Source organism: Mycobacterium montefiorense (assembly GCF_003112775.1).
Taxonomy (GTDB): domain Bacteria; phylum Actinomycetota; class Actinomycetes; order Mycobacteriales; family Mycobacteriaceae; genus Mycobacterium; species Mycobacterium montefiorense.
Genome location: NZ_BFCH01000026.1, coordinates 32,751 through 55,938, shown reverse-complemented (window position 1 = coordinate 55,938; position 23,188 = coordinate 32,751). Strand labels below are relative to the sequence as shown.

Annotated in this window: 18 protein-coding genes; 7 read left to right on the top strand and 11 right to left on the bottom strand. The window is 65.7% G+C overall.

Annotation, left to right across the window (positions count from 1 at the left end; translation table 11 throughout):
* The first annotated feature begins 238 nt into the window (after positions 1-238).
* Together DB708_RS21800 and DB708_RS21795 are read left to right on the top strand one after the other, a co-directional pair.
* Complete coding sequence (locus DB708_RS21800) at positions 239-1,717, top strand: condensation domain-containing protein (protein ID WP_108925568.1); 1,479 nt, start codon at positions 239-241, stop codon at positions 1,715-1,717.
* A 3-nt stretch (positions 1,718-1,720) separates the two neighbouring features.
* A complete protein-coding gene (locus DB708_RS21795) occupies positions 1,721-3,073 on the top strand; it encodes a hypothetical protein (RefSeq protein ID WP_108925567.1) in 1,353 nt (450 codons plus the stop codon).
* Here DB708_RS21795 and DB708_RS21790 read toward each other — a convergent pair.
* From DB708_RS21790 to DB708_RS21765, 6 genes are all read right to left on the bottom strand, one after another.
* Positions 3,070-5,052 carry a vWA domain-containing protein gene (locus DB708_RS21790; RefSeq protein WP_108925566.1) on the bottom strand — a complete coding sequence of 661 codons (1,983 nt, stop codon included), beginning with the start codon at positions 5,050-5,052 and terminating at the stop codon, positions 3,070-3,072. The two genes, DB708_RS21795 and DB708_RS21790, sit on opposite strands and share 4 nt — an antisense overlap.
* The gene (locus tag DB708_RS21785) at positions 5,045-6,430 is read right to left on the bottom strand and encodes a sigma 54-interacting transcriptional regulator (protein ID WP_108925565.1); all 1,386 of its coding nucleotides are present in this window, start codon (positions 6,428-6,430) and stop codon (positions 5,045-5,047) included. The genes DB708_RS21790 and DB708_RS21785 overlap by 8 nt, the downstream gene beginning before the upstream one ends.
* 75 nt (positions 6,431-6,505) lie before the next feature.
* Complete coding sequence (gene purH, locus DB708_RS21780) at positions 6,506-8,077, bottom strand: bifunctional phosphoribosylaminoimidazolecarboxamide formyltransferase/IMP cyclohydrolase (RefSeq protein WP_108925564.1); 1,572 nt, start codon at positions 8,075-8,077, stop codon at positions 6,506-6,508.
* Positions 8,074-8,703: a phosphoribosylglycinamide formyltransferase gene (gene purN / locus DB708_RS21775; RefSeq protein WP_108925563.1), complete on the bottom strand. Its 630-nt coding sequence runs from the start codon at positions 8,701-8,703 to the stop codon at positions 8,074-8,076. Before purN ends, purH begins: the two co-directional genes overlap by 4 nt.
* A 56-nt stretch (positions 8,704-8,759) precedes the next feature.
* Positions 8,760-10,157 (bottom strand): cell division protein PerM, encoded by a 1,398-nt coding sequence (locus DB708_RS21770; RefSeq protein WP_235616893.1) that lies wholly within the window; start codon positions 10,155-10,157, stop codon positions 8,760-8,762.
* 48 nt (positions 10,158-10,205) lie between these two features.
* A complete protein-coding gene (locus DB708_RS21765; RefSeq protein WP_108925562.1) occupies positions 10,206-11,057 on the bottom strand; it encodes a DUF5336 domain-containing protein in 852 nt (283 codons plus the stop codon).
* A gap of 285 nt (positions 11,058-11,342) precedes the next feature.
* On the opposite strand from DB708_RS21765, the gene DB708_RS21755 reads away from it, so the two are divergent.
* Positions 11,343-12,191, top strand: coding sequence for an LLM class F420-dependent oxidoreductase (locus tag DB708_RS21755; protein WP_108925560.1), 849 nt, complete (start codon positions 11,343-11,345; stop codon positions 12,189-12,191).
* 16 nt (positions 12,192-12,207) lie between these two features.
* On the opposite strand, the gene DB708_RS21750 is transcribed toward DB708_RS21755, so the two are convergent.
* From DB708_RS21750 to sucC, 3 genes are all read right to left on the bottom strand, one after another.
* Complete coding sequence (locus DB708_RS21750; protein ID WP_108925559.1) at positions 12,208-13,731, bottom strand: acetyl-CoA acetyltransferase; 1,524 nt, start codon at positions 13,729-13,731, stop codon at positions 12,208-12,210.
* 143 nt (positions 13,732-13,874) lie between these two features.
* The gene (gene sucD, locus DB708_RS21745) at positions 13,875-14,777 is read right to left on the bottom strand and encodes a succinate--CoA ligase subunit alpha (RefSeq protein ID WP_108925558.1); all 903 of its coding nucleotides are present in this window, start codon (positions 14,775-14,777) and stop codon (positions 13,875-13,877) included.
* Positions 14,778-14,789: 12 nt separating this feature from the next.
* Positions 14,790-15,953: an ADP-forming succinate--CoA ligase subunit beta gene (sucC, locus tag DB708_RS21740; protein ID WP_108925557.1), complete on the bottom strand. Its 1,164-nt coding sequence runs from the start codon at positions 15,951-15,953 to the stop codon at positions 14,790-14,792.
* A gap of 264 nt (positions 15,954-16,217) precedes the next feature.
* Between sucC and DB708_RS21735 the strand changes: the two genes are divergently transcribed.
* Together DB708_RS21735 and DB708_RS27810 are read left to right on the top strand one after the other, a co-directional pair.
* The gene (locus DB708_RS21735) at positions 16,218-17,291 is read left to right on the top strand and encodes a M23 family metallopeptidase (RefSeq protein ID WP_235616890.1); all 1,074 of its coding nucleotides are present in this window, start codon (positions 16,218-16,220) and stop codon (positions 17,289-17,291) included.
* Between the two features lies 1 nt (position 17,292).
* Positions 17,293-17,853: a hypothetical protein gene (locus DB708_RS27810; RefSeq protein WP_235616889.1), complete on the top strand. Its 561-nt coding sequence runs from the start codon at positions 17,293-17,295 to the stop codon at positions 17,851-17,853.
* A gap of 7 nt (positions 17,854-17,860) precedes the next feature.
* On the opposite strand, the gene pcrA is transcribed toward DB708_RS27810, so the two are convergent.
* Positions 17,861-20,194: a DNA helicase PcrA gene (gene pcrA, locus DB708_RS21725; RefSeq protein WP_108925555.1), complete on the bottom strand. Its 2,334-nt coding sequence runs from the start codon at positions 20,192-20,194 to the stop codon at positions 17,861-17,863.
* A gap of 297 nt (positions 20,195-20,491) precedes the next feature.
* Between pcrA and DB708_RS21720 the strand changes: the two genes are divergently transcribed.
* Together DB708_RS21720 and pgi are read left to right on the top strand one after the other, a co-directional pair.
* Entirely contained in the window at positions 20,492-20,815 is a 324-nt protein-coding gene (locus DB708_RS21720) for a chorismate mutase (RefSeq protein ID WP_261859521.1), read from the top strand.
* Between the two features lie 110 nt (positions 20,816-20,925).
* Positions 20,926-22,590 carry a glucose-6-phosphate isomerase gene (gene pgi / locus DB708_RS21715; protein WP_108925554.1) on the top strand — a complete coding sequence of 555 codons (1,665 nt, stop codon included), beginning with the start codon at positions 20,926-20,928 and terminating at the stop codon, positions 22,588-22,590.
* Here the strand turns inward: pgi and DB708_RS21710 are convergent.
* Positions 22,587-23,156, bottom strand: a complete 570-nt coding sequence (locus DB708_RS21710) for a TetR/AcrR family transcriptional regulator (RefSeq protein WP_165839894.1) — start codon at positions 23,154-23,156, stop codon at positions 22,587-22,589. The genes pgi and DB708_RS21710 overlap by 4 nt on opposite strands.
* Between the last annotated feature and the right edge of the window lie 32 nt (positions 23,157-23,188).

The window sequence follows — 23,188 nt, the reverse complement described above, 5'->3', positions numbered from 1 at the left end:
TTGCATATCTTCGCAAAAGCCCGAAATAGCCTCATCTGTCGACTAGCGTCCAGACCAGCGGCTCGGGGGGGTACAAGCGACGTCCAAGGTTTGGGCGCAGGCACATCGGGAAGTGCGTCGCAAGAATTCCAGCGCGAAGGGTGTAGTTAGGCTGCGCGAAAAACTATGCGCGAATTGCCTTTCCGTCACTCGCACGCCGCACAGGCAATGTCGGCATCACATACAGCGAGGCTGGGAAATGGTCGCACTCGGGAACATCAACGAATGGCAACCGCCGCATGGTCCACTCACCATGTGGACGGCCCTACCCACGGCACATGAAGCGGCCCGCACCGCGCGCCGAGGTGATCTAGCGCCGAGTTACCAACAGGCGCAACATCTCTGGTCTGCCTACCATGGCAAGGCAATGGACAGGCAGCTACCGCGCCTGATGGTCGTGGCGTGGGACATCGCCGGCGAGTGCGACATTGCGGCAATGACCGCGGCGATCAACGCCCATGTCCGCCGTCACGACACTTACCACAGTTGGTTCGAATTCGAGAACGGCGTCATCGTGCGCCGCGCGATCGACGACCCCGATGCCATCGATCTGATGCCCGTGTCGTGGGGTCAGATGACGCCTGACCAAGTTCGGACCCACGTCTTGACGACGCCTCGTGAAACGCACGAATGGGGCTGCTTCACCTTCGGCATCGTCGAGCACACCGACTATTTCACCTTCTACGCCAGCGTCGACCACCTGCACATCGACGGCCTGTCCGCCGGCATCATCTTCTTCGACATCCACCTGACGTATCAAGAACTGACGCAGGGCGCGACGCACCAGTCCGGCACGCCTGCCCAGCTCAGGAGCTACTGCGACTACACCGCGCGCCAGCGCGAGAAGGTTGGCGCCCTGACTCTGTCCTCCCCGGAGATCAAGGGCTGGATCGATTACGCGCGCGACACCGACGGCAACTGGCCGAGCTTCCCACTGCCACTGGGAAACACGTGGAGTAGCACCGCAGGCGACTTGGTGACCGTCGAATTGTTGGATGCGGCCCAAACGGAGGCGTTCGACGCCACCTGCGTCACGGCCGGTGCCCGATTCCTCGGCGGAGTCCTGGCATGCACGGCGTTGGCCGCGCATGAATTGACCGGCAACGAGATCCACCACGGCTTCACCGCCCGCGACACCAGGACACCGGGCATCGACACCATGACGGTGGGCTGGTTCGCGAGCATGGTTCCGGTCACCGTGCCGACCGCGGGCGTCTCATTCCCCGAGGCGGCCCGCGCCGCCCAGAAGTCGTTCGACGCAGCCAAGGACCTTGGTCATGTGCCGGTCCAGCGAGTGCTGGAGTTGGCGACACCGGACGAGTTGGGCATCAAGCTGCCCACGCAACTGCCGATGATGTTGTCTTTCCTCGATTTCCGCAAGATTCCGCTGAACGGCTTGTGGGCGGAGACGAAATTCGGTACCTACGGCGACAGTCTGTCGGCGGGCGGTGTCAACGTGTGGATCAACAGGCATGCCGAACGAACGACCGTGACGATATCCTTCCCGGACAACGAGATAGCGCGTGAGTCGGTGCGCCAGTACATCGAGACATTGAATCGGATCTTCGCCCGCGTCGTCGGCAAGACCCGGGAAGCGTCGATCACGGTTGGCACCATGGTTAATTCGGACGGACTGTACGTCGTTGCCCCTACGGAAGACGACAACGAGGCGGCCTAGAATATGAGCAACGTGCTGGATCTAGCCGACCAAACACTCTTTCTCGGCGAGCGGGCAACAGCGACGACCAGTGTGCTGCAATGTATCTGGGTGTACGAGCACGCCATCGACATCGACGGTCTGCGAGAGTTCCACCGCCACCTCGGGCGGGGACGGCTATCGCGGCGCATCGAACGGTCCCCCTTGCCGTTCGGCCGCCATCGCTGGGTATCGCCGAGCGATCGGCCCAGCCTCGAGATCGCCGCGACGCCGCGGCCGCGTGCGGAAATCGACGCGTGGCTCGACCGGCAGGCCAGTGAGCGCCCGGATGCCGAACACGGGCCCGGGTGGCACCTCGCGGCGTTGCCGCTGACCGACGGCGGAGCGGTGGTCAGCTTCGTTGTCACACATTGCCTCACCGACGGGGTCGGGCTGTGCGAGGCGCTGGCCGACGCGGCGTGCGGACGCGACGACGCCATCGCGTGGCCGGCGGCATCATCGCGACGGCAGTGGCGGACGCTGTACCAGGACGCACGCCAAACCGCGCGCGACACAGCAGATATGGGTCGCGCCGTCGTCGCCGCGGCGCGCATGGCCCGGCGCGGACGCGACGGCGCCGGGTCCACCGCCCGCACACCGAAAAAGCGCTTTAGCGGACCGGATGAAAGCATCACGCTGCCCATGGCGATGCTCTTCTTCGACGCCGGCGAGTGGGATGCCCGCGCAGAATCGCTCGGGGGCACCAGCAACGCGCTGCTCGCGGGGTTAGCAACCCACCTCGCCCAGCGCGTGGGGCGGGTCGCCGCAGACGGCTCGGTCAATGTGGGGATGCCGCTCAATGAGCGCGCCCCCGGAGATACCCGCGCCAACGCGGTGATCAACGTCGACGTCACGGTCAAACCGGCAACCGCGACGACCGGCCTGCGCGACATTCGCGCCGCAATCAAGCAGGCGTTGATCGCCCATCAGGAGCTGCCCGACGAGCGGTGGACATTGCTGCCGCTGGTTCCGTTGATACCGAAGCCCGTCTTCCGGCGATTGATCAGCGTCGTCACCGGCAGTGCAACCACGGTCGTCTCATCGAACCTCGGTGCGATCGATCCGGCGACCAACCGGCCGGACGGCACGGACGCCGACCACTTCGCGATGAAGTCGGTCTACCCGGGCGTGACCAACACGACGATGCACCGCACCAACGGAGCGCTCGCGTTGTTGTCGGGACGAGTACACGGACAGGTCTTCGTCACGGTCCTCGCCTATGAGCTCGGCCGCGACAACTCGAATGATGAACTGCAACAGCATATTGCAAGCGCTCTGAATGAATTCTCGCTGACTGCCGCGACGGGCTGGCGCACCAGCAGCACGGTAATGCGCTAGCGACGCCGCCGGGACCGCAGATAGTCGCCCACCACCGCGGCTCCCAGACCATCGAGATCGGGCACCACGACGCGTCCCTCGACCCGTCGCGCGACCTGGTCGATAAACCGGGCCAGGCCGGGGTCGCTGCCCAGCCGGAAGATCGTGATCTGCGCACCGAGCCGCGCCATGTCGTCGAACCCACGCACCGTGTGGGCGATGGTCCGCGGGTGCGGCGGGTAATCAAAAAACACCGACGATCCGTCACCGTCGACATCCTCGAGATGCGCAGTGGGCTCACCGTCGGTCACCACCAGCACCACGGGCTGCGCGTTGGGATGCCGGCGCAGATGACGGCCCGCCAGTGCCAGCGCGTGATGCAGGTTGGTGCCCTGTTCGTAGACGCCCTCCAGACCGGTCAGCTCGGCGGCGGTCACAGTCCGGGCATAGCGGCCAAAGGCGATGATCTGCAAGGCATCCGCCCGGAACCGGGTTGATACCAGGTGATTGAGGGCCAGCGCCGTCTGCTTCATCGGCAGCCAGCGGTTCTCCATCACCATCGAGAACGACGTGTCGACCAGCAGCGCGACCGCCGCCTGGGTGCGCATCTCGGTCTCGGATACCTCGACGTCGTCGACGGCGATCTTCAGGGCCGGATTCGCGTTATCCAGTGTCGCGGTTCCCGACTGCCGCAACACCGCATTGGTCAGCGTGCGGGGGATGTTCCACGGCTCGGTGTCACCGAACTGCCACGGCCGGGTGGCGCCGGTCAGTTCCCCGGCCGCTCCGGCGCGTCGGAGCTCGCGGTCGCCACGTCGGCTGGAAAGCTGTTGTGCCACATCGCGTAACGCCGTCTCACCGAGCCTGCGCATGGCCTTGGGCGACAGCCGCCACTGGCCGTCGGAACCTCGATCCAAAAAGCCCTGATTAACCAGTGCCCGTTCCAGTTCGGAAAGTGTCCGCGCGTCGATGGCGGCCTGGTCGCCGAGCTGGCGAGCCAACGCATCCAGATCGACGTCGTCCATGGTGGCACCGGGATAGCTTTGCGAAAGCTGATCGGCCAGCTGTTCCAATTCGGCGACGTCGGCCAGCGCCTGGGTGCCTTCGCCCATCCCGAACGGGTTGTCGCCGGAAAACTGTTCGGAGCCCATCCAGTCCTCGCCCGGCCGGGCAGCCTGCAGGTTCGCGTCGAGACGGTTCAACGCCTGCATCAGCGACGGAGATCCAAATGCCTGCTGTGCCAAGGCATCAAGTTCGGCACGTTGGTCGGGACTCAGGCTGTTGCGGAAGCGCTGCGCGGCGGCGGCCCGCTGAGCCAGCGAGTCCATCAGCTCATCGATGTTGCGCGGATTCTCCGGAAAGAATTCGCCGTGTTTGTCCATGAAGTTTTCAAAGTCTTGCTGAGTGTCCTCGCCGCGGTTGTGCTTGTCGAGCAGCTCGTTGAGGTCGTCCAGCATGTCGTTGACGCGCTGGCGATCCTCGTCGGTGGCACCCTCCAGCGCCTCTTTCATGCCGGAGAAGCGCTGATCCAGCATCTCGCGGCCGAGCAAATCCTTGATCTGGTCGTACTTTTCGCGAGCTTCCGGGCTGCGCCACTTGTACTCGGACAGTTCTTGGACGGCCTTGGCCGGCGACGACGGCAGCGCGTCGAGCTGCAGTTCACCGAAGCGGGCGTCGTCGTCGAGAGCCCGGGCCAGCTCCTTGCGCTCGGCCAACACCGCTTCGTCGAGTAGCTTCTTGATGTCCTGCAAAGTTCCGTCTAAGTTGTTGCGGCGCAACAGATCTCGCCGACGACGGTTGGCTTCGGAAGCCAGCCGGTCGGCACCACGCATGTTCTCGGTACCGCGACGCAGTAGCTCGGACAGCGCCCGGCGCGGGGAGGTCCCGCCCATCACGTCCTGGCCGATCTGCTCGAGCGCCTCGCGCAGATCCACCGGCGGCGCCAGCGGGTCAGGCCCGCCGGTGTACGCCGAGTATCGCGACGAATGCCCTTTAGCCATAGACGGTTTGGCCCTCGCCGGATACCTTGTCGATTCGCTTGGCGAGATACAGCGCTTCCAGCGCGAGTTCCAGTACCGCGGCACGTTCGCCCTCGGATTCCGCGTGCAACCGGTTGGCGATCTCCTCCACGACGGACAATCCCGGAACCGCGGCTAGCACGTCCTTGGCCGAAATCCGCTCACCCGTCGTCACCGCCGAGCCGCCTTCCACCGCGGTGACCAACGGGGCGACATCGATGCCGCCGAGCGCTCGAGACGCGGTGTCGGCAGTCGCGCGACGCAACAGGTGCTCGAGCACCGCCTGTTCGCGGCCTTCCTCACCGGATTCGAATTCCAGCTTGCCGCGCAGCACGTCGATAACGGTGCCCAGGTCCACAACACGGGCGACCGGGTCGCTCTCGCCGAGCACTGCGCCGCGGTGGCGCGCCGAGGCGGCGACGGTCTCGGCGGCGGCGATCGCGAACCGCGCCGATACGCCGGACCTTTGGTCGACCGAGTTGGACTCCCGCAGGTAGCGGGCGAACCGCGCGATCACCTGCGTCAGGTAATCGGGCACCTGCGCGCTCAGATGTGCTTCCTGAACGATGACGCCCACCTCCGCATCCAGCTCCAGCGGGTAATGGGTGCGGATCTCGGCGCCGAACCGGTCTTTGAGCGGGGTGATGATGCGGCCGCGGTTCGTGTAGTCCTCGGGGTTGGCACTGGCGACCACCAACACGTCCAGCGGCAGACGCAGCGTGTAGCCACGCACCTGGATGTCGCGTTCCTCCATCACGTTGAGCATCGACACCTGAATGCGCTCGGCGAGGTCGGGCAGTTCGTTGACGGCTACGACACCACGGTGTGCGCGCGGAATCAGCCCGTAGGCAATGGTCTCCGGGTCACCGAGGCTGCGGCCCTCGGCCACCTTGATCGGGTCGATGTCGCCGACCAGGTCCGCGACGCTGGTGTCGGGAGTGGCCAGCTTCTCGGTGTAGCGCTCGCTGCGGTGCCGCCACTCGACCGGGAGGTCGTCGCCGAGTGTGGCGGCCCGACGGATCGACTCCGGCGTGATCGGCGTGTAGGGGTGCTCACCCAGCTCCGCGCCGCCGATCACCGGCGTCCATTCGTCGAGCAGCCCGACCAGCGCACGCAGCAGCCGAGTTTTGCCCTGGCCGCGTTCGCCGAGCAGAACGAAGTCGTGACCCGCGATCAGCGCCCGCTCCAGTTGGGGCAAGACGGTGTCGTCGAATCCGAAGATCCCCGGCCAAATGTCGTCACCCTCGGCCAGCGCCGTCAGCAGATTCTCGCGGATTTCCTGCTTGACTCCCCGTTCACGATGGCCGGTCGCGCGTAGTTCGCCGACGGTACGGGGCAGGTTGTTCGGTGATGTCACCACTCCACGCTACGTCGCGTCCCAAATGTGCGTCATGCGCACCGGCTTTACCGCTCCGCGGTGCGCCCCGCGTGCTGCTTAGTGCGCGAAGTGACGAGCACCAGTGAGGTATAAGGTGACACCCGCCGCGGCGGCCGCAGCGGTCACTTCCTCGTCGCGCACCGAGCCGCCGGGGTGCACGATCGCCTTGACTCCGGCGTGCGCCAGCGTTTCCAGCCCGTCGGGGAACGGGAAGAACGCGTCCGACGCCGCCACCGCGCCACCGACCCGGTCGCCGCCGCGTTCGACGGCCAGCCGCGCCGCATCGACGCGATTGACCTGGCCCATGCCGACGCCGATGGTGGCGCCACCGGACGCGATCACGATCGCATTCGACTTGACCGCGCGACAGGTACGCCAGGCGAAGACCAGGTCGTTCAGCGTCGGCGGGTCGGCCGGCGAACCCGTCGCCAAGGTCCAGTTGGCCGGGTTGTCGCCGTGCGCGTCGAGCTGATCGCGTTGCTGCATCAGCAGCCCCCCGCTTACCGGCCGCAGCTCGGAACCACCGGCCAGCGGCTCGGAGGCCACCAGCACCCGGATGTTCTTCTTGCGGGTCAGCGCGTCGAGGGCGTCCGGCGCGTAGGCCGGGGCGACGATCACTTCGGTGAAGATGGTGCTGACGTATTCGGCCATCTCAAGGCTGACTTCGGTATTCGTCGCGATGACGCCCCCGAATGCGCTGAGCGGATCGCACTCGTGGGCCTTGCGATGTGCGTCGGCGACCGAAATCGAGGAGACGGCGATCCCACACGGGTTGGCGTGCTTGATGATTGCCACGCAAGTCTGTTCGTGGTCGAAAGCTGCCCGCCATGCCGCATCCGCGTCGGTGAAGTTGTTGTAGGACATCTCTTTTCCGTGCAGCTGCTCTGCCTGAGCAAGCCCCGGCCAAGCGCCCGGATCGACGTAGAGCGCCGCCTGCTGGTGCGGGTTCTCGCCGTAGCGCAGCATCGCCGAGCGGCGCCAGCTGTGGCCGAACCACTGCGGAAACGTCGTCTCCGGATGTTCGGGCGCCAGGGTCGACTCCATCCAGCTCGCCACCGCGATGTCGTACTCCGCGGTGTGCTGGAAGGCCAGCGACGCCAGCTTCTTACGCTCGGCCAGGGTGAATCCACCGTTGCGGGTCGCGGCAAGCACGCGAGAGTAGCCGAGCGGGTCGACGACCACAGCCACGCTGGGATGGTTCTTCGCGGCAGCCCGAACCATCGACGGCCCGCCGATGTCGATCTGCTCGACGCATTCGTCCATGCCCGCGCCGGAGTCGACGGTCTGACTGAACGGATACAGGTTGACCACGACCAGCTCGAACGCCTCGATTCCCAGCTCCTCGAGCGCCGCGGCGTGCTCGGGCTTGCGCAGATCGGCCAGCAGTCCGGCATGCACGCGTGGGTGCAGTGTCTTGACCCGGCCGTCGAGCACCTCGGGGAAACCGGTCAGCCGCTCTACGGGTGTCACCGGAATCCCTTGGCCTGCAATCGCCTTCGCGGTAGATCCGGTCGAAACGATCTCGACACCCGCAGCGCTGAGACCCTGGGCGAGTTCTACCAGCCCGGTCTTGTCGTAGACGCTGATCAACGCGCGGCGAATCGCTCTCCTTGACTCGTCGGTGCTCATCCTATGGTCGCCTTTCGTCCGATCCAGGTCACGCCGCGATTAGCGATCGCGGCCACCACATCCACCAGCAGTCGCCGTTCGACAACTTTGATGCGTTCGTGCAATGTCTCTTCGTTGTCGCCGTCGAGCACCGGAATGGGCTCCTGCGCCAGGATCGGCCCGGTGTCCATGCCGGCATCTACCAGGTGCACCGTACAACCCGTGACCTTCACACCGTAAGCCAACGCGTCAGGCACGGCATGTGCTCCCGCGAATGCCGGCAGTAGCGCCGGGTGCGTGTTGAGGGTTCGTCCACAGAATCGTGAAAGAAATTGTGGTCCAAGGATTTTCATGAATCCAGCGGAGACGATCAGATCGGGCGAGTGCGCGGCGGTGGCCTCGGTGATGGCAGCGTCCCAGGCATCGCGGTTCGGGTGATCGCCAAGCCGGACGGTGAAGGTCGCCACCTTGGCGGCTGCGGCGATCTCGGTGGCCCGGCAGTCGCGATCCACGCCGACGGCGACTACTCGTGCGGGGTAGTCATCGACAGCCGCGGCCAGCAGCGAACTCAGTAGTGATCCGGTGCCGGACGCCAGCACCAGCAGTCGCGCCGGCGCACTCGGGGGCACGCGGAGCGGTTCGACCACATCGCGAGCCTACTAACGACGACGCGCGGCGCACGATACGACCGGCCGAAGCGAGGCTAGTCCCCGGAGTCGCGTTCGTCGGGCGCCCGTTCATCGGGTGCGGGCGGGTGCGGAGTGGGTTCGTCGAACGCGGGCTCGCCGGGCATGGGTTCGGCGAGCGTCGGCTCGGTGAATGCTTCCTCGTCGTCGGGCAGCAGGTCGTGTTCGGCAGCGGGCTCGGGCTCGGAGAAGACGTCCGCGAAGTCCTTCGGCTCTCCCCCGCGAGCGGGAGGTGCCCCCCCGGCCGGCGGCGCGGGCGCGCGTTTGGATTTGGGCCGCCGGGGCCGGCGGCTTATCCCGCCGGTCATCACCACCGTGACCCAGCCGACGACCGCGAACCAGAAGAAGGTGCCGACCCATAGGCCGCCCTGGTCCACCCCGACGTCGCCGAAGTTGCCCAGCCGGCCGCTGCCGCCGAATGCCAGCAGCGACATCAGCAGGGCGCCGCCTACCGCGGCGACGAGCAGCTTGGCCAGGGCGGGAATCAGCGGGAGCGGGCGCCGCGCGCACTGCTGACCGACGGCCACACCCGACGACGCCCCCACAATCAGCAGCGCGACCCACGCCGGCCCCAGCGGTGGCGTGGGAGCCGCTGCCAGGACGGGCAGCGCCGGAATGTCACCGCCGAAAACGGTGAACGAACTGAATGTCGCAAAACCAATATGCGCACTGGACCCGACCGCGACCGCCGAAGTGCCGACGATGACGTTGGGCGCGTACAGCAACGAAAGCACGGTAAGGCTGAACTGGCCGAATATGGAATCGGTGATCGCGTAGAGGTCCTGCATCGTGGCCCAGTGCACAACCAGCGACCCCGCCGTCACCAGCCCGGAGAGCCCGAACAGCGCGAGCACGCCGACCGCCGCGGCACGCAGCGAATCACCCAGCCAGTAGGGCAGCGACGCCACCGCCAGCACCCGGCGGCCCACCCGGGCCCCCACCCCAATCGCGGCGCCGACGCCATGCACCACCAGGACGCCGGCGAATGCGCGCAAAGCGCTCGGTGTCTGCAGCTCGGTGAGCACCGTGGACGCGTCATGGATGACGGCCAGCGCGATCGCGGCGATCAGCATCGGGCCGCCCAGCGCCGACGCGACCACCCACCGGACCACGAGCCAGGACGAGTACCTGGTGGTAGCCCGCGCCGTGGTGCGCGCGGTCGCCCACACCATCAACAGGATTGGCAGCAGCGGCATTACGCCCAACTCGCGGCCGCCGATCGAAATCGGCACCCCGTGCACGCCGAGCCAGATGCTGGCGATCGCCCCGAGGGCACCGGTCATGTCGCTGTTGGCGATCAGCAGCTGAAGCAGCGTGACCGCGGCGATGATGATCAGCGCGAGTACCGCCGGGCCGAACGCGACCCGGACGAGATCACGCGCCTGGCGAGCGCCCGCTGCCCGGTTCTCCTCCACCCGTGTCACTCTTGGCGCACGTGCCCTACGAGGCGCGAGAGCTCGCGGTTAAGCCGGAGCCGGTCCAGAAGGCGATGAAGGCTGGTCGCCGGGTTGCTCGGACGGCGCGCCCGTACCGCCGACCGACGGCGGCGGGCTGAAGCTCGGGAATCCGGTGGGGGGCGTGGATGGTCCCTGCTGCGCTCCGGGCTGTGCCGACTGGGCGCCGAAGCCGCCGCTGGTCGGGATCGCGCTCTGCGTCGGGGCCTGGCTCGAGGGGTAGCCGCCGTATTGCGATCCGTATCCCCCCGACTGCGGATTGTGCTGCTGCGGGCTCTGCTGACCGTAGTAGCCGCCGTGCTGCTGACCGCCGTATTGGCCGTATTGACCGTACTGCGCGTACTGCGCGTACGGGTCGTACTTGGGCCGGGGCGGCGGCGCGGTGATAACGCCCGCATCCAGCAGCAGCACCACGGCGGCGGCAGCAGCCTGCAGCACGCTGCATGCCACCAGCGGCCACATCGCCCAGCCGACGGCGAATCCGGTCGGGGTGTTGATCACCTCCGCGATCGCCAGCAGGGCGCCCAGGACGGCGACGGCCGCCGTCACGCCCGCGTAGTTCTTCGCTTTGGGCAGCAGGCTCAGCCCGGCAAGCAGCGCGGCCAGCACGGCGACCAGGACCGCGGTGCCCGCGTCACCGGCGCGTCCGCCGGCGGCCGGACCGAGATCGGCGCTGAGGACGAAGGTCGGCCCGAAGTTCAGCAGGTATACCGCCACGCCGAGGACCACCACCGCGATGTTGACGTACAGCGGAAGCTTGCTCTCGCCGTCGTCGGCCTTCGCGAACGACGGAGTGGCGCCTGGGTAGGAGCCGCCGGGCTGCGACTGTGGATATCCGGGACTCCCGGGCGAGTAGGTCATGACTCCTCCTGTTGCTTGCAGTGCCTTCAAGGCCTCGTGTGGCGCCACGCCACTTGTTGCGGTGCGGCGCTGCACTTCCAGGGCCCGCCGTTCCCAAATGCCAAGACGTGCCCGCGCTTGCGTAAAGCGCGATCGATCAACCACGCTAGCGCACGTTCGGGCACCCGCGCCGGAGCGACCGGCAGCCGCGCGCGACCTGGGCCGATCGCCGCCGCGCCTCGTTGGGGAAGCCGTCCGTGGGGGGCGGGTTGCTCGGCACAGGTAGAACACGTTCTAATTCTGTGCATGGACTACGGGCTCGTGCTTTTCACCAGTGACCGCGGCATCGCTCCGGCGGCCGCCGCCAAACTCGCCGACGACCACGGCTTTGCGACGTTCTATGTGCCAGAACACACCCACATCCCGGTCAAGCGTGAGGCGGCGCATCCGACGACCGGTGACGAATCGCTGCCGGACGACCGGTACATGCGCACGCTGGACCCGTGGGTAAGCCTGGGCGCCGCATGCGCGGTCACGTCGCGGGTGCGGCTGTCCACCGCCGTGGCGCTGCCCGTCGAGCATGACCCGATCACACTGGCGAAAAGCATCGCCACCCTCGATCACCTGTCCGGTGGCCGGGTCAGCCTGGGCGTCGGGTTCGGTTGGAACACCGATGAACTGGCCGACCACGGTGTGCCGGCCGGGCGCCGCCGCACCTGCCTGCGCGAGTACCTCGAGGCGATGCGCGCGCTGTGGACGCAAGAGGAAGCCTGCTACGACGGTGAGTTCGTCAAGTTCGGCCCCAGCTGGGCGTGGCCCAAGCCGGTGCAGTCGCACATCCCGGTGCTGGTGGGCGCCGCGGGCAACGAGAAGAACTTCAAGTGGATCGCCCGCAGCGCCGACGGCTGGATCACCACGCCCCGCGATTTCGACATCGACGCCCCGGTGAAGCTGTTGCAGGACACCTGGGCAGCGGCGGGCCGCGACGGCGCTCCGCAGATCGTGGCGCTGGACTTCAAGCCGGTGCCCGAGAAGCTGGCGCACTGGTCCGAGCTCGGGGTCACCGAGGTGCTGTTCGGTCTGCCGGACAAGTCCGAAGACGAGGTCGCCACCTACGTGGAGCGATTGGCGGGCAAGCTCTCGTCGATGGTCTGAGCAAGCACGACGGGGCTCACCCCAGCGAGGCCCGGTTGCCGTTGTCGGTCGACCACACCGAGATCTGCGCACCGAGTGGATCGCCGTCGCACATCAATGCGACGAGATCCTCGTCGTCGCTCGTGGCCATGAATCGCCTGTTGTCCGCGGCGAGCCTGCCGACGATGATGCCGGTGCGGATCGGCCAGTCGTAGCGCACGGAATACGTCTCGATCCTCGCGGCCCCGTCAGGCGTTTTCGTGACGTCGACCTTCGGCAGGGCGTCGACCTCGCTCTTCAGCGCCGCGCAGTTGTCGGTGCGCCAGCCCACCGGCGTGGTCGAGTAGATACCGACCGAGTACTTGCTCATAATGCCGCCGTTGGCGCCGACAAGGCCGAATTGCCCTGGCCTGTCCCGCATCTGCGCGACCGTCTCGGCGATACCGTGCAGCGAGTAGCTGTTCCCGGGACCGCCGAAGTACGGTAGTCCGCCGGTCAGGGTCAGGCCACGCGGGTCGTCGCCGTCGATGCCCAGGGCTTCGCAGATGACGAACACCGGGAAGGGGAAGCAACTGTACAAATCGAAGGTGGCGATGTCGTCGATGCCGATTCCGGCTACCCGCAACGCTTCTCGGGCCGCATGGACAGCAGCCGGGCTGGCGCCGAGGTCGAGGCGATCCAGCATCGCCTGCTCGATCATGTCCGAGTGGCCGTGCAGGTAAACCCATTTGTCCTCGGAAACCCCGAGGCGGGTCGCTGCCTGCACTGACATCAGCACGGCCGCTGCGCCCTGGTTGACCTGATCGCGAGCGACCAGTAGACGGGGGTACGGGTCACAGATCATCCGGTTGTCGTCGGTGACCGTGATGATCTCGTCGACCGACCGCTCGATGGGCGACGACGAAAGCGGGTTCTTGGCAGCCACTTTGGACATCGGGGCGAACAGTTCGGCCATCTCGCGCCGATAGTCGGCCACGCTGCGCCCGAGGCGGGCGCGCCGCGCATTCTCCAGCAGGCCGTACTGCACGGGCGCTCCGGTCAGGCCGTGCTGGATCGTGTATTCGTCGATGTAGCTGGAGATCTGGTGGCCGCGATCCTCGAGTTGACCGTCGACGTGTTCGGTGAAGTCGGGCTTGTCATCGCGGTTGGCGAAGTAGCGAGCCGTCGACCCCGGCTCCGAGCCCATGATCAGTACGACGTCGGCGTCGCCCGCCGCGATTGCGTTGCCCGCCTCGGTGACAAGCTTCTGCGGACTCTGCCCACCGACTGGTTCGAGCACCACGCGGGCCGGGTCGCCGCCGAGACGGTTCATCACCGAACGCGGGTAGTTGTTCGACTTGCCGAGCCTGGCCGGCATCGGTCCAGAAATCTCGAACTGCCGTAGCCCGAAGACCGTGTCGACGGCTTTCGCAACGCTTTTGGCGCCGGTGTCGCCAAGTGCTGCCCGCGCGGCCGCCGTCGCGAGGTCGACCGCCGACATGCCCCGATAGTCGGGGTCGTCGATGCGCTCGGTGAACTGGCCGACGCCGACGAGCACCGGAGTACGCGGATCGACCGGCATGACGAACCTCCTGGCAACGGTTAGTTCGTCAGGCTAACCGATGGCTGGGACCAAAACGAAACTGCGGCCAGATCGCGGATTCCGATGAAATCGCGATCTGACTGGGGCCCCCACCGGAGGTAGGGGACAGTCCCGGTGAAGAACTAAAGGTTCTTGAGGATCTCCCGGGCGAGTGCCGCGGTCTCCGATGGCGTCTTGCCCACCTTGACTCCGGCGGCCTCCAGGGCCTCCTTCTTGGCGGCCGCGGTGCCCGACGAGCCGGACACAATGGCGCCCGCATGGCCCATCGTCTTGCCTTCCGGCGCAGTGAATCCCGCGACGTAGCCGACGACCGGCTTGGAGACGTTGGCCTTGATGTAGTCGGCAGCCCGCTCCTCGGCGTCACCACCGATCTCGCCGATCATCACGATGACCTTGGTTTCGGGGTCCTTCTCGAAGGCCTCGATCGCGTCGATGTGGGTGGTGCCGATTACCGGGTCACCACCGATGCCGATCGAGGTGGAGAAGCCGAAATCGCGCAGCTCGTACATCATTTGGTAGGTCAGGGTGCCGGACTTGGACACCAGCCCGACAGGCCCGGGTCCGCTGATGTTGGCGGGGGTGATACCGGCCAGCGCCTCACCCGGGGTGATGATGCCGGGACAGTTCGGCCCGATGATGCGCGTCTTGCGACCCTTGTCGACGTTGTAGGCCCACGCATATGCGCTGTCCTGCACCGGAATTCCCTCAGTGATGACCACCAGCAGCGGGATCTCGGCGTCGATGGCCTCGATGATCGCGTCCTTGGCGAACTTCGGCGGCACGAAAACAACCGACACGTTAGCGCCGGTCTCTTTCATCGCCTCGGCGACGCTGCCGAACACCGGGAGCTCGACGTCCTTGCCTTTCGCGTCCACGTGCGACACGGTGGTGCCGGCCTTGCGGGCGTTGACACCACCGACCACCTGGGTGCCGGCCTTCAGCATCAGCGCGGTGTGCTTGGTGCCCTCACCGCCGGTGATGCCCTGGACGATTACTTTCGAGTCTTTGTTCAGGAATATGGACATGGCTTGTTTCCCTTACTTGTTCGCCAGCTCGGCGGCTTTGTCGGCGCCGGCGTCCATGGTCTCGGCCTGGATCACCAGCGGGTGGTTGGCCTGAGCCAGGATGCGGCGGCCTTCGTCGACGTTGTTGCCGTCGAGACGGACGACGAGCGGCTTGTTGGCCTCGTCGCCGAGCATGTTCAGCGCGGTCACGATTCCGTTGGCGACGGCGTCGCAGGAGGTGATGCCGCCGAACACGTTGACGAACACGCTCTTGACCTGCTTGTCGTGCAGGATGACGTCAAGTCCCGCGGCCATCACCTCGGCCGACGCGCCACCGCCGATGTCGAGGAAGTTGGCCGGCTTGACCCCACCGTGCTTCTCGCCGGCGTAGGCGACGACGTCGAGCGTCGACATCACCAGACCCGCGCCGTTGCCGATGATGCCGACGGCGCCGTCGAGCTTGACGTAGTTGAGGTCGTGCTCCTTGGCCTTGAGCTCCAGCGGGTCAGTGGCGTCGCGGTCCTCGAACTCGACGTGGCCGGGCTGACGGAAGTCGGCGTTGGCGTCCAGGGTGACCTTGCCGTCCAGCGCGAGGATCTGGTCGTCAGGCGTGCGCACCAACGGGTTGACCTCAACCAGCGTGGCGTCTTCGGCGACGAACAGCTCCCACAGCTTGGAGATGGTGTTGGCCGCCGCGTCGAGCACCTCGGCCGGCAGGTGACCCTTCTCGGCGATGGAGCGGGCCGTGGCTAGGTCGACACCGGCGACGGCATCCACCGGCACCTTGGCGAGCCGCTCGGGTTTGGTGGCGGCCACTTCCTCGATCTCCATGCCGCCCTCGACCGAGCACATCGCCAGGTAGGTGCGGTTGGCGCGATCGAGCAGGAACGAGATGTAGTACTCCTCGGCGATGTCGCTGGCCTCGGCGACCAACAACTTCTTCACGACGTGGCCCTTGATGTCCAGGCCGAGGATGTTCTTGGCGTGCTCGAAGGCGTCGTCGGGCGTGGCGGCGAATTTAACGCCGCCGGCCTTGCCGCGGCCACCGACCTTCACCTGCGCCTTGACCATCACCGGAGCGCCGACCTCGGTCGCGATCTCCTTCGCACCCTCGGCAGTGTCGGTTACCCGACCCGGCGTGGTAGGTACGTTGTGCTTGACGAACAGTTCTTTCGCTTGATACTCGAAAAGGTCCATGAACTCACTGTCTTCGCTCGAGTTATTTGCAAGGCCTAAAGCTCAGCGGTGCCGGAACCGGCAACTCGCACGGTGGAACTGTATCCACACTCCAAACAGCCGCTACCGCCGCATCCACCGATGTGGCACAGCTCACGACACGCCAAGAGGAGCCAAAAGTGATCCAGTTCACAATCTGCCGCCGAGGTTGCCAGTGGGATCGGTAAACAGTTAACGTCCTAAAGTCCAGATAACATTATGGTCACGATACGAGGACATTTCAGGTTGTCCCAACACCGTCTTGCGCGCTCTCCTGCGTCGTCAGGAGCTGGCCGCCTCCACCGCGAAAACTGGGCACCGCCTCATCGCAACGAAGTCACCGAGATTCTGCCGTTGGACGGCTTTGACCTCGATGACCTGGAGTTCGCGGACGTCATCGAACTCGACGACCTGGACCTCAGCGACGACTCGACGTTCGATTACGAAACTCAGGTGCTGCTCGCTCCCGAGCTCGACGACCTGGCTGACGTCGACAATCTGATTTCTCTGCGGCTGGCGGCCCCCACCCCCGCTGCCACCAACGAGGCCCTGTCCGAGCTTGCCCTCGAGCTGGACGCCGGCTCGGACGTCACCGACGTCGTCGGTGTCGCACGCCGCGGACAGCACCGCAAGCAGCCGACCAGTGCGGCGCGCGGCCGCGTGCTGATCTCGGCGATGGCCGCCGGCGCGGCGGCCGCTGCGGCACACACAGCGACCAGCCAAGCCGAGACCACCCACACCGAGACCGTGCTGATCGCCAACGCGTCGGCGCTGACCGGCGGATCCAGCGGCAACACCACCCGCGGCCCCCAGGTGATCGCGGTCCAGCCCGTGGCAAGCGCACTGCACAACGAGGAGCTCGCCAAGGGCGTGGCCTTCGCCAACGACCGTGCCCAGCGCGAGGCACGGCTGCAGCAGCCGCTGTTCGTCATGCCCACCCACGGGATATTCACGTCGAACTTCGGGTATCGATGGGGCGTGCTGCATGCCGGCATCGACCTCGCCAACGCGATCGGCACGCCGATCGTCGCGGTGTCCGACGGCGTAGTCATCGACGCCGGGCCGACCGCCGGCTACGGAATGTGGGTCAAGCTGCGCCACGCCGATGGCACGGTCACCCTGTACGGCCACATCAACACCGCACTGGTCAGCGTCGGTGAGCGCGTGATGGCCGGCGACCAGATCGCCACGATGGGCAACCGAGGCAATTCCACCGGCCCGCACCTGCACTTCGAGGTGCTGCAAGGCGGCACCGAACGAATCGATCCGGTGCCGTGGCTGGCCAAGCGAGGACTTTTCGTCGGCAATTACGCTGGTTGAGGTGACCGCGCCGAACGACCCTGCACCCGAGACGCCCGCCGAATCACGGACACGGATCATTCGGCGTGCTCCCACCGGACCGCTCCCCTCGATCCCCGAATCCCCGACCACGCACCTGCCGCGTCAGGCCGCACCCGATCAAGGATCGACTCGCGCGGCGGCGCATAGCAGCTTGCCGGGCCGCCCGGTCGATGAACCCACTCCGCGGACGGTGACCGCCGTCGCCGCGGTCAGCATTGTCAGCGGATGGGCCACGTCGGTGGTGGCCACCGATTTGATCGCCGGCTGGTGGCGGACCGATCGCCTGTTCTGCATCGCGATCGCATTCCTCGCGCTGGTCTTCGCGACGACCACGGTCGCCGGCGTGATCATGCTGCTGCAGCGTCGCCCGCTGGGCCGCTACCTGATCCTGACGGGTGCGGTGGTCGCGGTGTTGACCTACGGCGGCGTGTTCATCGCGGGCGCACGCGTCGCGTGGATCGTGCACGCCTTCCCGCTGCTCCCGATCGCCACTGTGGTGCTGGCTATGCGCCCGCAGACCAAAGAATGGCTGCAGGAGTAGCCACCGCCTAGAGCTTGCTCACCGGGGCGTGGTTGTGCATCAGCTTGACCCGCCCAGCGCTGCCGAAATCGATCAGCGACATCGCCGACTCACCGACGCCGGAGACCTCCTCGACGCGGCCCAGCCCGTACTTGTCGTGTGTCACCCGATCGCCGGGTGCCAGCACCAGCGGCGGACGCTTAGGTGCCCCGGAGCGGGTGGGCGCGGCGCGCGGCGTCCCGAACCGCCCGGCACCGCTGACGGGCGCGCTGTACGACGGGGCGGGTGCGGTGCGCCGCCACTCCATCAATTCTTGCGGAATCTCTTGCAGGAAGCGCGATTCCGGGTTCAGCATCGGCTGCCCCCAGGAGGACCGGATGATGGCCCGGCTTACATACAGCCGCTGTCGGGCGCGGGTGATACCCACGTAGGCCAGCCGTCGTTCCTCGGATAGTTCCGACGGATCGTCAAGCGCCCGCATGTGCGGGAACATGCCGTCCTCCCAGCCGGTGACAAACACCACCGGGAACTCCAGACCCTTCGCGGTGTGCAACGTCATCAGCGTCACCAGGCCGGCGGCATTCTCCGGTATCTCGTCGGAGTCGGCAACGAGCGACACTCGTTCCAAAAATGACGCCAGCACGCCGGTTTCGGGCACGTCTTCGTCTTCGGGCTGCAGGGATTCGTCGAGCGCGGCGGCGTTTGCCTGATCGATACTGAATTCGTGTGCGACGCTTACGAGTTCGTTGAGGTTGTCCAATCGGGCCAATTCCTGCGGATCGGTTGAGGACTCCAGTTCCCGACGGTATCCGGTGCGTTCCAGCACCAACTCCACCAGATCGCCGAGATCGTCATCGAGGCGGCCCCTTAGCTCGTCGAGCAGCTCAACGAAGCCCGAAATCGCTTTCTCTGCACGGGAATTGAGCATCGGGACTTTGCCTTGCGCCGCGGCCGCCAACGCGTCGGCGAAACCACCGCCGGTGTTCTCGGCGTAGACCGCCACGCACGCCTCGGCACGATCGCCGATACCGCGTCGCGGGGTATTGAGGATGCGCCGCATGCTGACCGCGTCACCGGGGTTGTCCAGCACCCGCAAGTAGGCGACGATGTCGCGGATCTCCTTGCGCTCGTAGAACCGCACTCCCCCGACGACCTTGTACGGAATCCCGGCGCGGATGAACACCTCTTCCAACGAGCGCGACGAGTTGTTGGTGCGATAGAAGACGGCTACATCGTTATAGGTAATGTCGCCGCGCTGCGCGAGCGCATCAATTTCTTGGGCGACGAACCTGGCCTCGTCATGCTCATTGTCCGCGACATAACCGACGATCAACTCTCCCTCGCCGGCGTCGGTCCAGAGCCGCTTCTCGCGGCGCCCGGAGTTACGCGCGATTACCGAATTCGCTGCCGAAAGAATGTTCTGCGTCGACCGGTAATTCTGCTCGAGCAGAATAGTGGTCGCGTCGGGATAGTCGCGTTCAAACTCTTCGATATTGCGAATGGTGGCGCCGCGAAACGCGTAGATCGACTGATCGGCATCGCCGACCACACATAACTCTGCGGGCGGCACGGCATCGTCGGACGCATTTTCGTCGTCGCGTCCGACCAATTCCCGCACCAACACGTACTGGGCATGGTTGGTGTCCTGGTACTCGTCGACCAGGACGTGCCGGAAGCGGCGTCGGTAATACTGCGCGATCTGCGGGAATGCCTGCAGTACCGCGACGGTCTCGCCGATCAGGTCGTCGAAGTCCAGCGCGTTGGCCGCCCGCAGCCGCCGCTGGTATTCGCCGTAGACAGAGGCCACGGTGCGGGCCAAATCGTCAGAATCTTCCGTGAGGTTGGACACAGCCTGATCCGAGTCGATCAGCTCGTTCTTGAGGTTGGAGATGGCGACTGAGAGCAGTCGCGGCGAGTACCGCTTGATGTCCAGGCCCATGTCGCGCCCGATCATCTGCAGCAGCCGCCGCGAATCGTCGGCGTCGTAGATCGAGAAGTTGGAATTGAGACCTTTGATCAAGGAAGCCTGGTTGCGCAGGATGCGTACGCAGGTCGAGTGAAACGTGGACACCCACATCGCGCGAGCACGGTTGCCGACCAGTCGCACCACCCGTTCACGCATCTCAGCTGCCGCTTTGTTGGTGAAGGTGATGGCCAGGATCTGCCCGACACCGACATCGCGCGCGGCGATCAGATAGCCGACGCGACGCGTCAACACCGCGGTCTTCCCGGAGCCCGCACCCGCCACGATCAGCAGTGGCGAGCCCTCATGGACCACCGCTTGGCGCTGTTGTGGATTGAGACCGTCGAGCAGCTGATCGATCTCGGCGGCGAGCTTGGCATCGGTTGCGTGCGCAGTCATGTCCGCCTAAATTTACCGCCGACGTCTGACGGCAAGGGCCCAGGCTAGGATGACATAGCAAGGTTGAGTGCAATCATGTTTTCGTTTTGCTCCCGCGTGTCCGCGCATGTGGCACACTCGTAACATGGACAATGCGCAGCTCCATCGCCGTCTCTCGCTCCTTGAGTGGCGTCGCCGATTTTTCTATGGGTACCGGCCAGCGGTGCCCATGGTCTAGCTGTGATTGCTAGAGCCCTGTGGTCCGCCTTCGGATTCAGGGCTCGAACTTTTTCCAGACGGCTAACGTTTCGAAGCCCAATAGCGAACAAGACGAAAAGAACAACAGCAAAACAACACGGGGGTGTAGGGATGAGCGTCGAGATGATCGACATTGAACAGTTGGCGAACATTGAAGAGTTGCGCCTAGAGATTGACCGGCTGGACGCCGAGATACTCGCCGCGGTCCGAAGGCGCGCTGAAGTTTCTCGCGAGATCGGCCGGGCCCGGATGGCCTCCGGCGGCACCCGACTGGTGCACAGCCGCGAGATGAAGGTCATCCAGCGTTACGGCGAGCTCGGCCCAGAAGGTAAAGACCTGGCGATGCTGCTGCTGCGCTTGGGCAGGGGCCGGCTCGGCCACTGAGCATCCTCGATACCGAGGGTGGGATACCGCTAATTTTTTGTATTGCTGGGTCAGATTGTGCTGCCCATTAGCGGTGGCTGTGGCCCGTAAGTCACCACTAGGGTCGAACTATGACCTCCGTGCTCACCATCCCCGATATCACCGGCACTCCGGCGTGGGACGCCCTACGTAGGCATCACGAACAAATCGGCAAAACCCACCTCCGCCAATTCTTCGACGACGACCCCGAACGCGGCCGCGACCTCACCCTCGCGGTCGGCGATCTTTACATCGACTACAGCAAGCACCGCGTCACCCGCGAGACGCTGCGGCTGCTAACCGACCTGGCCCGCGCAGCCAATCTCGAAGAGCGCCGCGACCAGATGTTCTCCGGAGTGCACATCAACACCTCAGAGGATCGCGCGGTCCTGCACACCGCGCTTCGGTTGCCCCGGGATGCCGAGCTGGTTGTTGACGGCCAAAACGTCGTCGAGGATGTACACAGCGTGCTCGACGCGATGGGAGACTTCACCGACCGGCTGCGCAGCGGGGAATGGACCGGGGCCACCGGGGAGCGAATCCGCACCGTCGTCAACATCGGCATCGGCGGTTCCGACCTGGGCCCGGTGATGGCATATCAGGCGCTGCGTCACTATGTGGATGCGGGAATTTCGGCACGCTTTGTCTCCAATGTCGACCCCGCTGACCTGGTCGCAAAACTCGCCGATTTGGACCCCGCTACAACGCTTTTCATCGTCGCGTCGAAAACATTCTCCACGCTGGAAACGCTGACCAATGCGACGGCCGCGCGCCGCTGGCTGACCGAGGCGCTCGGCGACGCCGCGGTGTCGAAGCATTTCGTTGCCGTCTCAACCAACAAACGCCTGGTCGACGAATTCGGCATCAATACCGACAACATGTTCGGCTTCTGGGATTGGGTCGGCGGACGTTATTCGGTCGATTCGGCGATCGGGCTGTCGCTGATGGCGACGATCGGCCGCCAGGCCTTCGCTGATTTCCTGTCCGGATTCCACATCGTCGACGAGCACTTCAAAACCGCGCCGCTGGAGTCCAACGCGCCTGTCCTGCTTGGCCTTATCGGTCTCTGGTACTCCAACTTCATGGGCGCGCAGTCGCGCGCCGTGCTGCCCTACTCCAACGACCTGGCGCGTTTTGCCGCGTATCTGCAGCAGCTCACCATGGAGTCCAACGGCAAGTCGACGCGCGCCGACGGAACACCGGTTACCACCGACACCGGTGAAATCTATTGGGGCGAGCCGGGAACCAACGGCCAGCACGCCTTCTACCAATTGCTGCATCAGGGCACTCGGTTGATACCGGCCGACTTCATCGGCTTCAGCCAGCCCACCGACGACCTGCCCACCGTCGAAGGCACCGGCAGCATGCACGACCTGTTGATGAGCAACTTCTTCGCGCAGACCCAGGTGCTGGCGTTCGGCAAGACCGCCGAGGAAATCGCCGCAGAGGGCACCCCCGCTGAGGTGGTTCCGCACAAGGTGATGCCCGGCAACCGGCCGTCGACGTCGATTCTGGGTGACCGGCTTACTCCCTCGGCGGTGGGGCAGCTGATTGCGCTCTATGAACACCAGGTCTTCACCGAGGGCGTGGTGTGGGGTATCGACTCGTTCGACCAGTGGGGTGTCGAGCTGGGCAAGACGCAGGCCAAGGCGCTGCTTCCGGTGCTCACCAGTGATACCTCCCCCGCGCCGCAGTCGGACAGTTCGACCGACGCCCTGGTCCGTCGTTACCGGACCGAACGAGGGCGGGTCGGCTAGACGCTCACCACGTCGGAGCCGATTCGCCGCACAAAGGTGCGCAGGCGTTCCACGGTCGCCGACTGCGGATCGGACAGGTGTAGGCGCAGCAGTTCGCGACCGGAGGCATGCAGGATCCGGGCGGTGTATTCAGGGTCATGCACTCCGGGATTGGTGCGCAGCAGTTCACGGACGAAGAAGTCGAGTACGGCGGCCTCGGATTGAGCCAGCCGCGCATACAACTCCGGCGGAGCGCCCTGCGGCGGGAACATGAACAGCCGCCAGGTTGCCGGATGCGCGTCGACGGCGGCCAGCACACCGTCGAACGCCAGCACAAACGACTGATCTTCGGCGGCCGCCTCCAACCCAGAGATCGCCTCGGTGAATTGGGCACCGGCTCGCGCCGCCTCACGGTCGATCAGCTCGACGAACAGCCCCGCCAGGTCGCCGAACTTCTGATAGATCAACGAGCGATCGATGCCGGCCTGCCCTGCGATGCGGTTCAGTGTGGCCGCGTGGAAACCCTCGGCGTCGACGATCGCGTGCGTAACGTCGAGGATCTGCTCGCGCCGCCCCTCGGCGCTCATGCGGCGCCTCGGGTTCACCTCAGTCACGCTTG

What these genes read in the sequence shown, in the direction of transcription:
- DB708_RS21800 (WP_108925568.1), top strand. Translation starts at nt 239, where the DNA reads ATGGTCGCACTCGGGAACATCAACGAATGGCAACCGCCGCATGGTCCA.
- DB708_RS21795 (WP_108925567.1), top strand. Translation starts at nt 1,721, where the DNA reads ATGAGCAACGTGCTGGATCTAGCCGACCAAACACTCTTTCTCGGCGAG.
- DB708_RS21790 (WP_108925566.1), bottom strand. Translation starts at nt 5,052, where the DNA reads ATGGCTAAAGGGCATTCGTCGCGATACTCGGCGTACACCGGCGGGCCT.
- purH (WP_108925564.1), bottom strand. Translation starts at nt 8,077, where the DNA reads ATGAGCACCGACGAGTCAAGGAGAGCGATTCGCCGCGCGTTGATCAGC.
- DB708_RS21765 (WP_108925562.1), bottom strand. Translation starts at nt 11,057, where the DNA reads ATGACCTACTCGCCCGGGAGTCCCGGATATCCACAGTCGCAGCCCGGC.
- DB708_RS21755 (WP_108925560.1), top strand. Translation starts at nt 11,343, where the DNA reads ATGGACTACGGGCTCGTGCTTTTCACCAGTGACCGCGGCATCGCTCCG.
- DB708_RS21750 (WP_108925559.1), bottom strand. Translation starts at nt 13,731, where the DNA reads ATGCCGGTCGATCCGCGTACTCCGGTGCTCGTCGGCGTCGGCCAGTTC.
- sucD (WP_108925558.1), bottom strand. Translation starts at nt 14,777, where the DNA reads ATGTCCATATTCCTGAACAAAGACTCGAAAGTAATCGTCCAGGGCATC.
- sucC (WP_108925557.1), bottom strand. Translation starts at nt 15,953, where the DNA reads ATGGACCTTTTCGAGTATCAAGCGAAAGAACTGTTCGTCAAGCACAAC.
- pcrA (WP_108925555.1), bottom strand. Translation starts at nt 20,194, where the DNA reads ATGACTGCGCACGCAACCGATGCCAAGCTCGCCGCCGAGATCGATCAG.
- pgi (WP_108925554.1), top strand. Translation starts at nt 20,926, where the DNA reads ATGACCTCCGTGCTCACCATCCCCGATATCACCGGCACTCCGGCGTGG.
- DB708_RS21710 (WP_165839894.1), bottom strand. Translation starts at nt 23,156, where the DNA reads ATGAGCGCCGAGGGGCGGCGCGAGCAGATCCTCGACGTTACGCACGCG.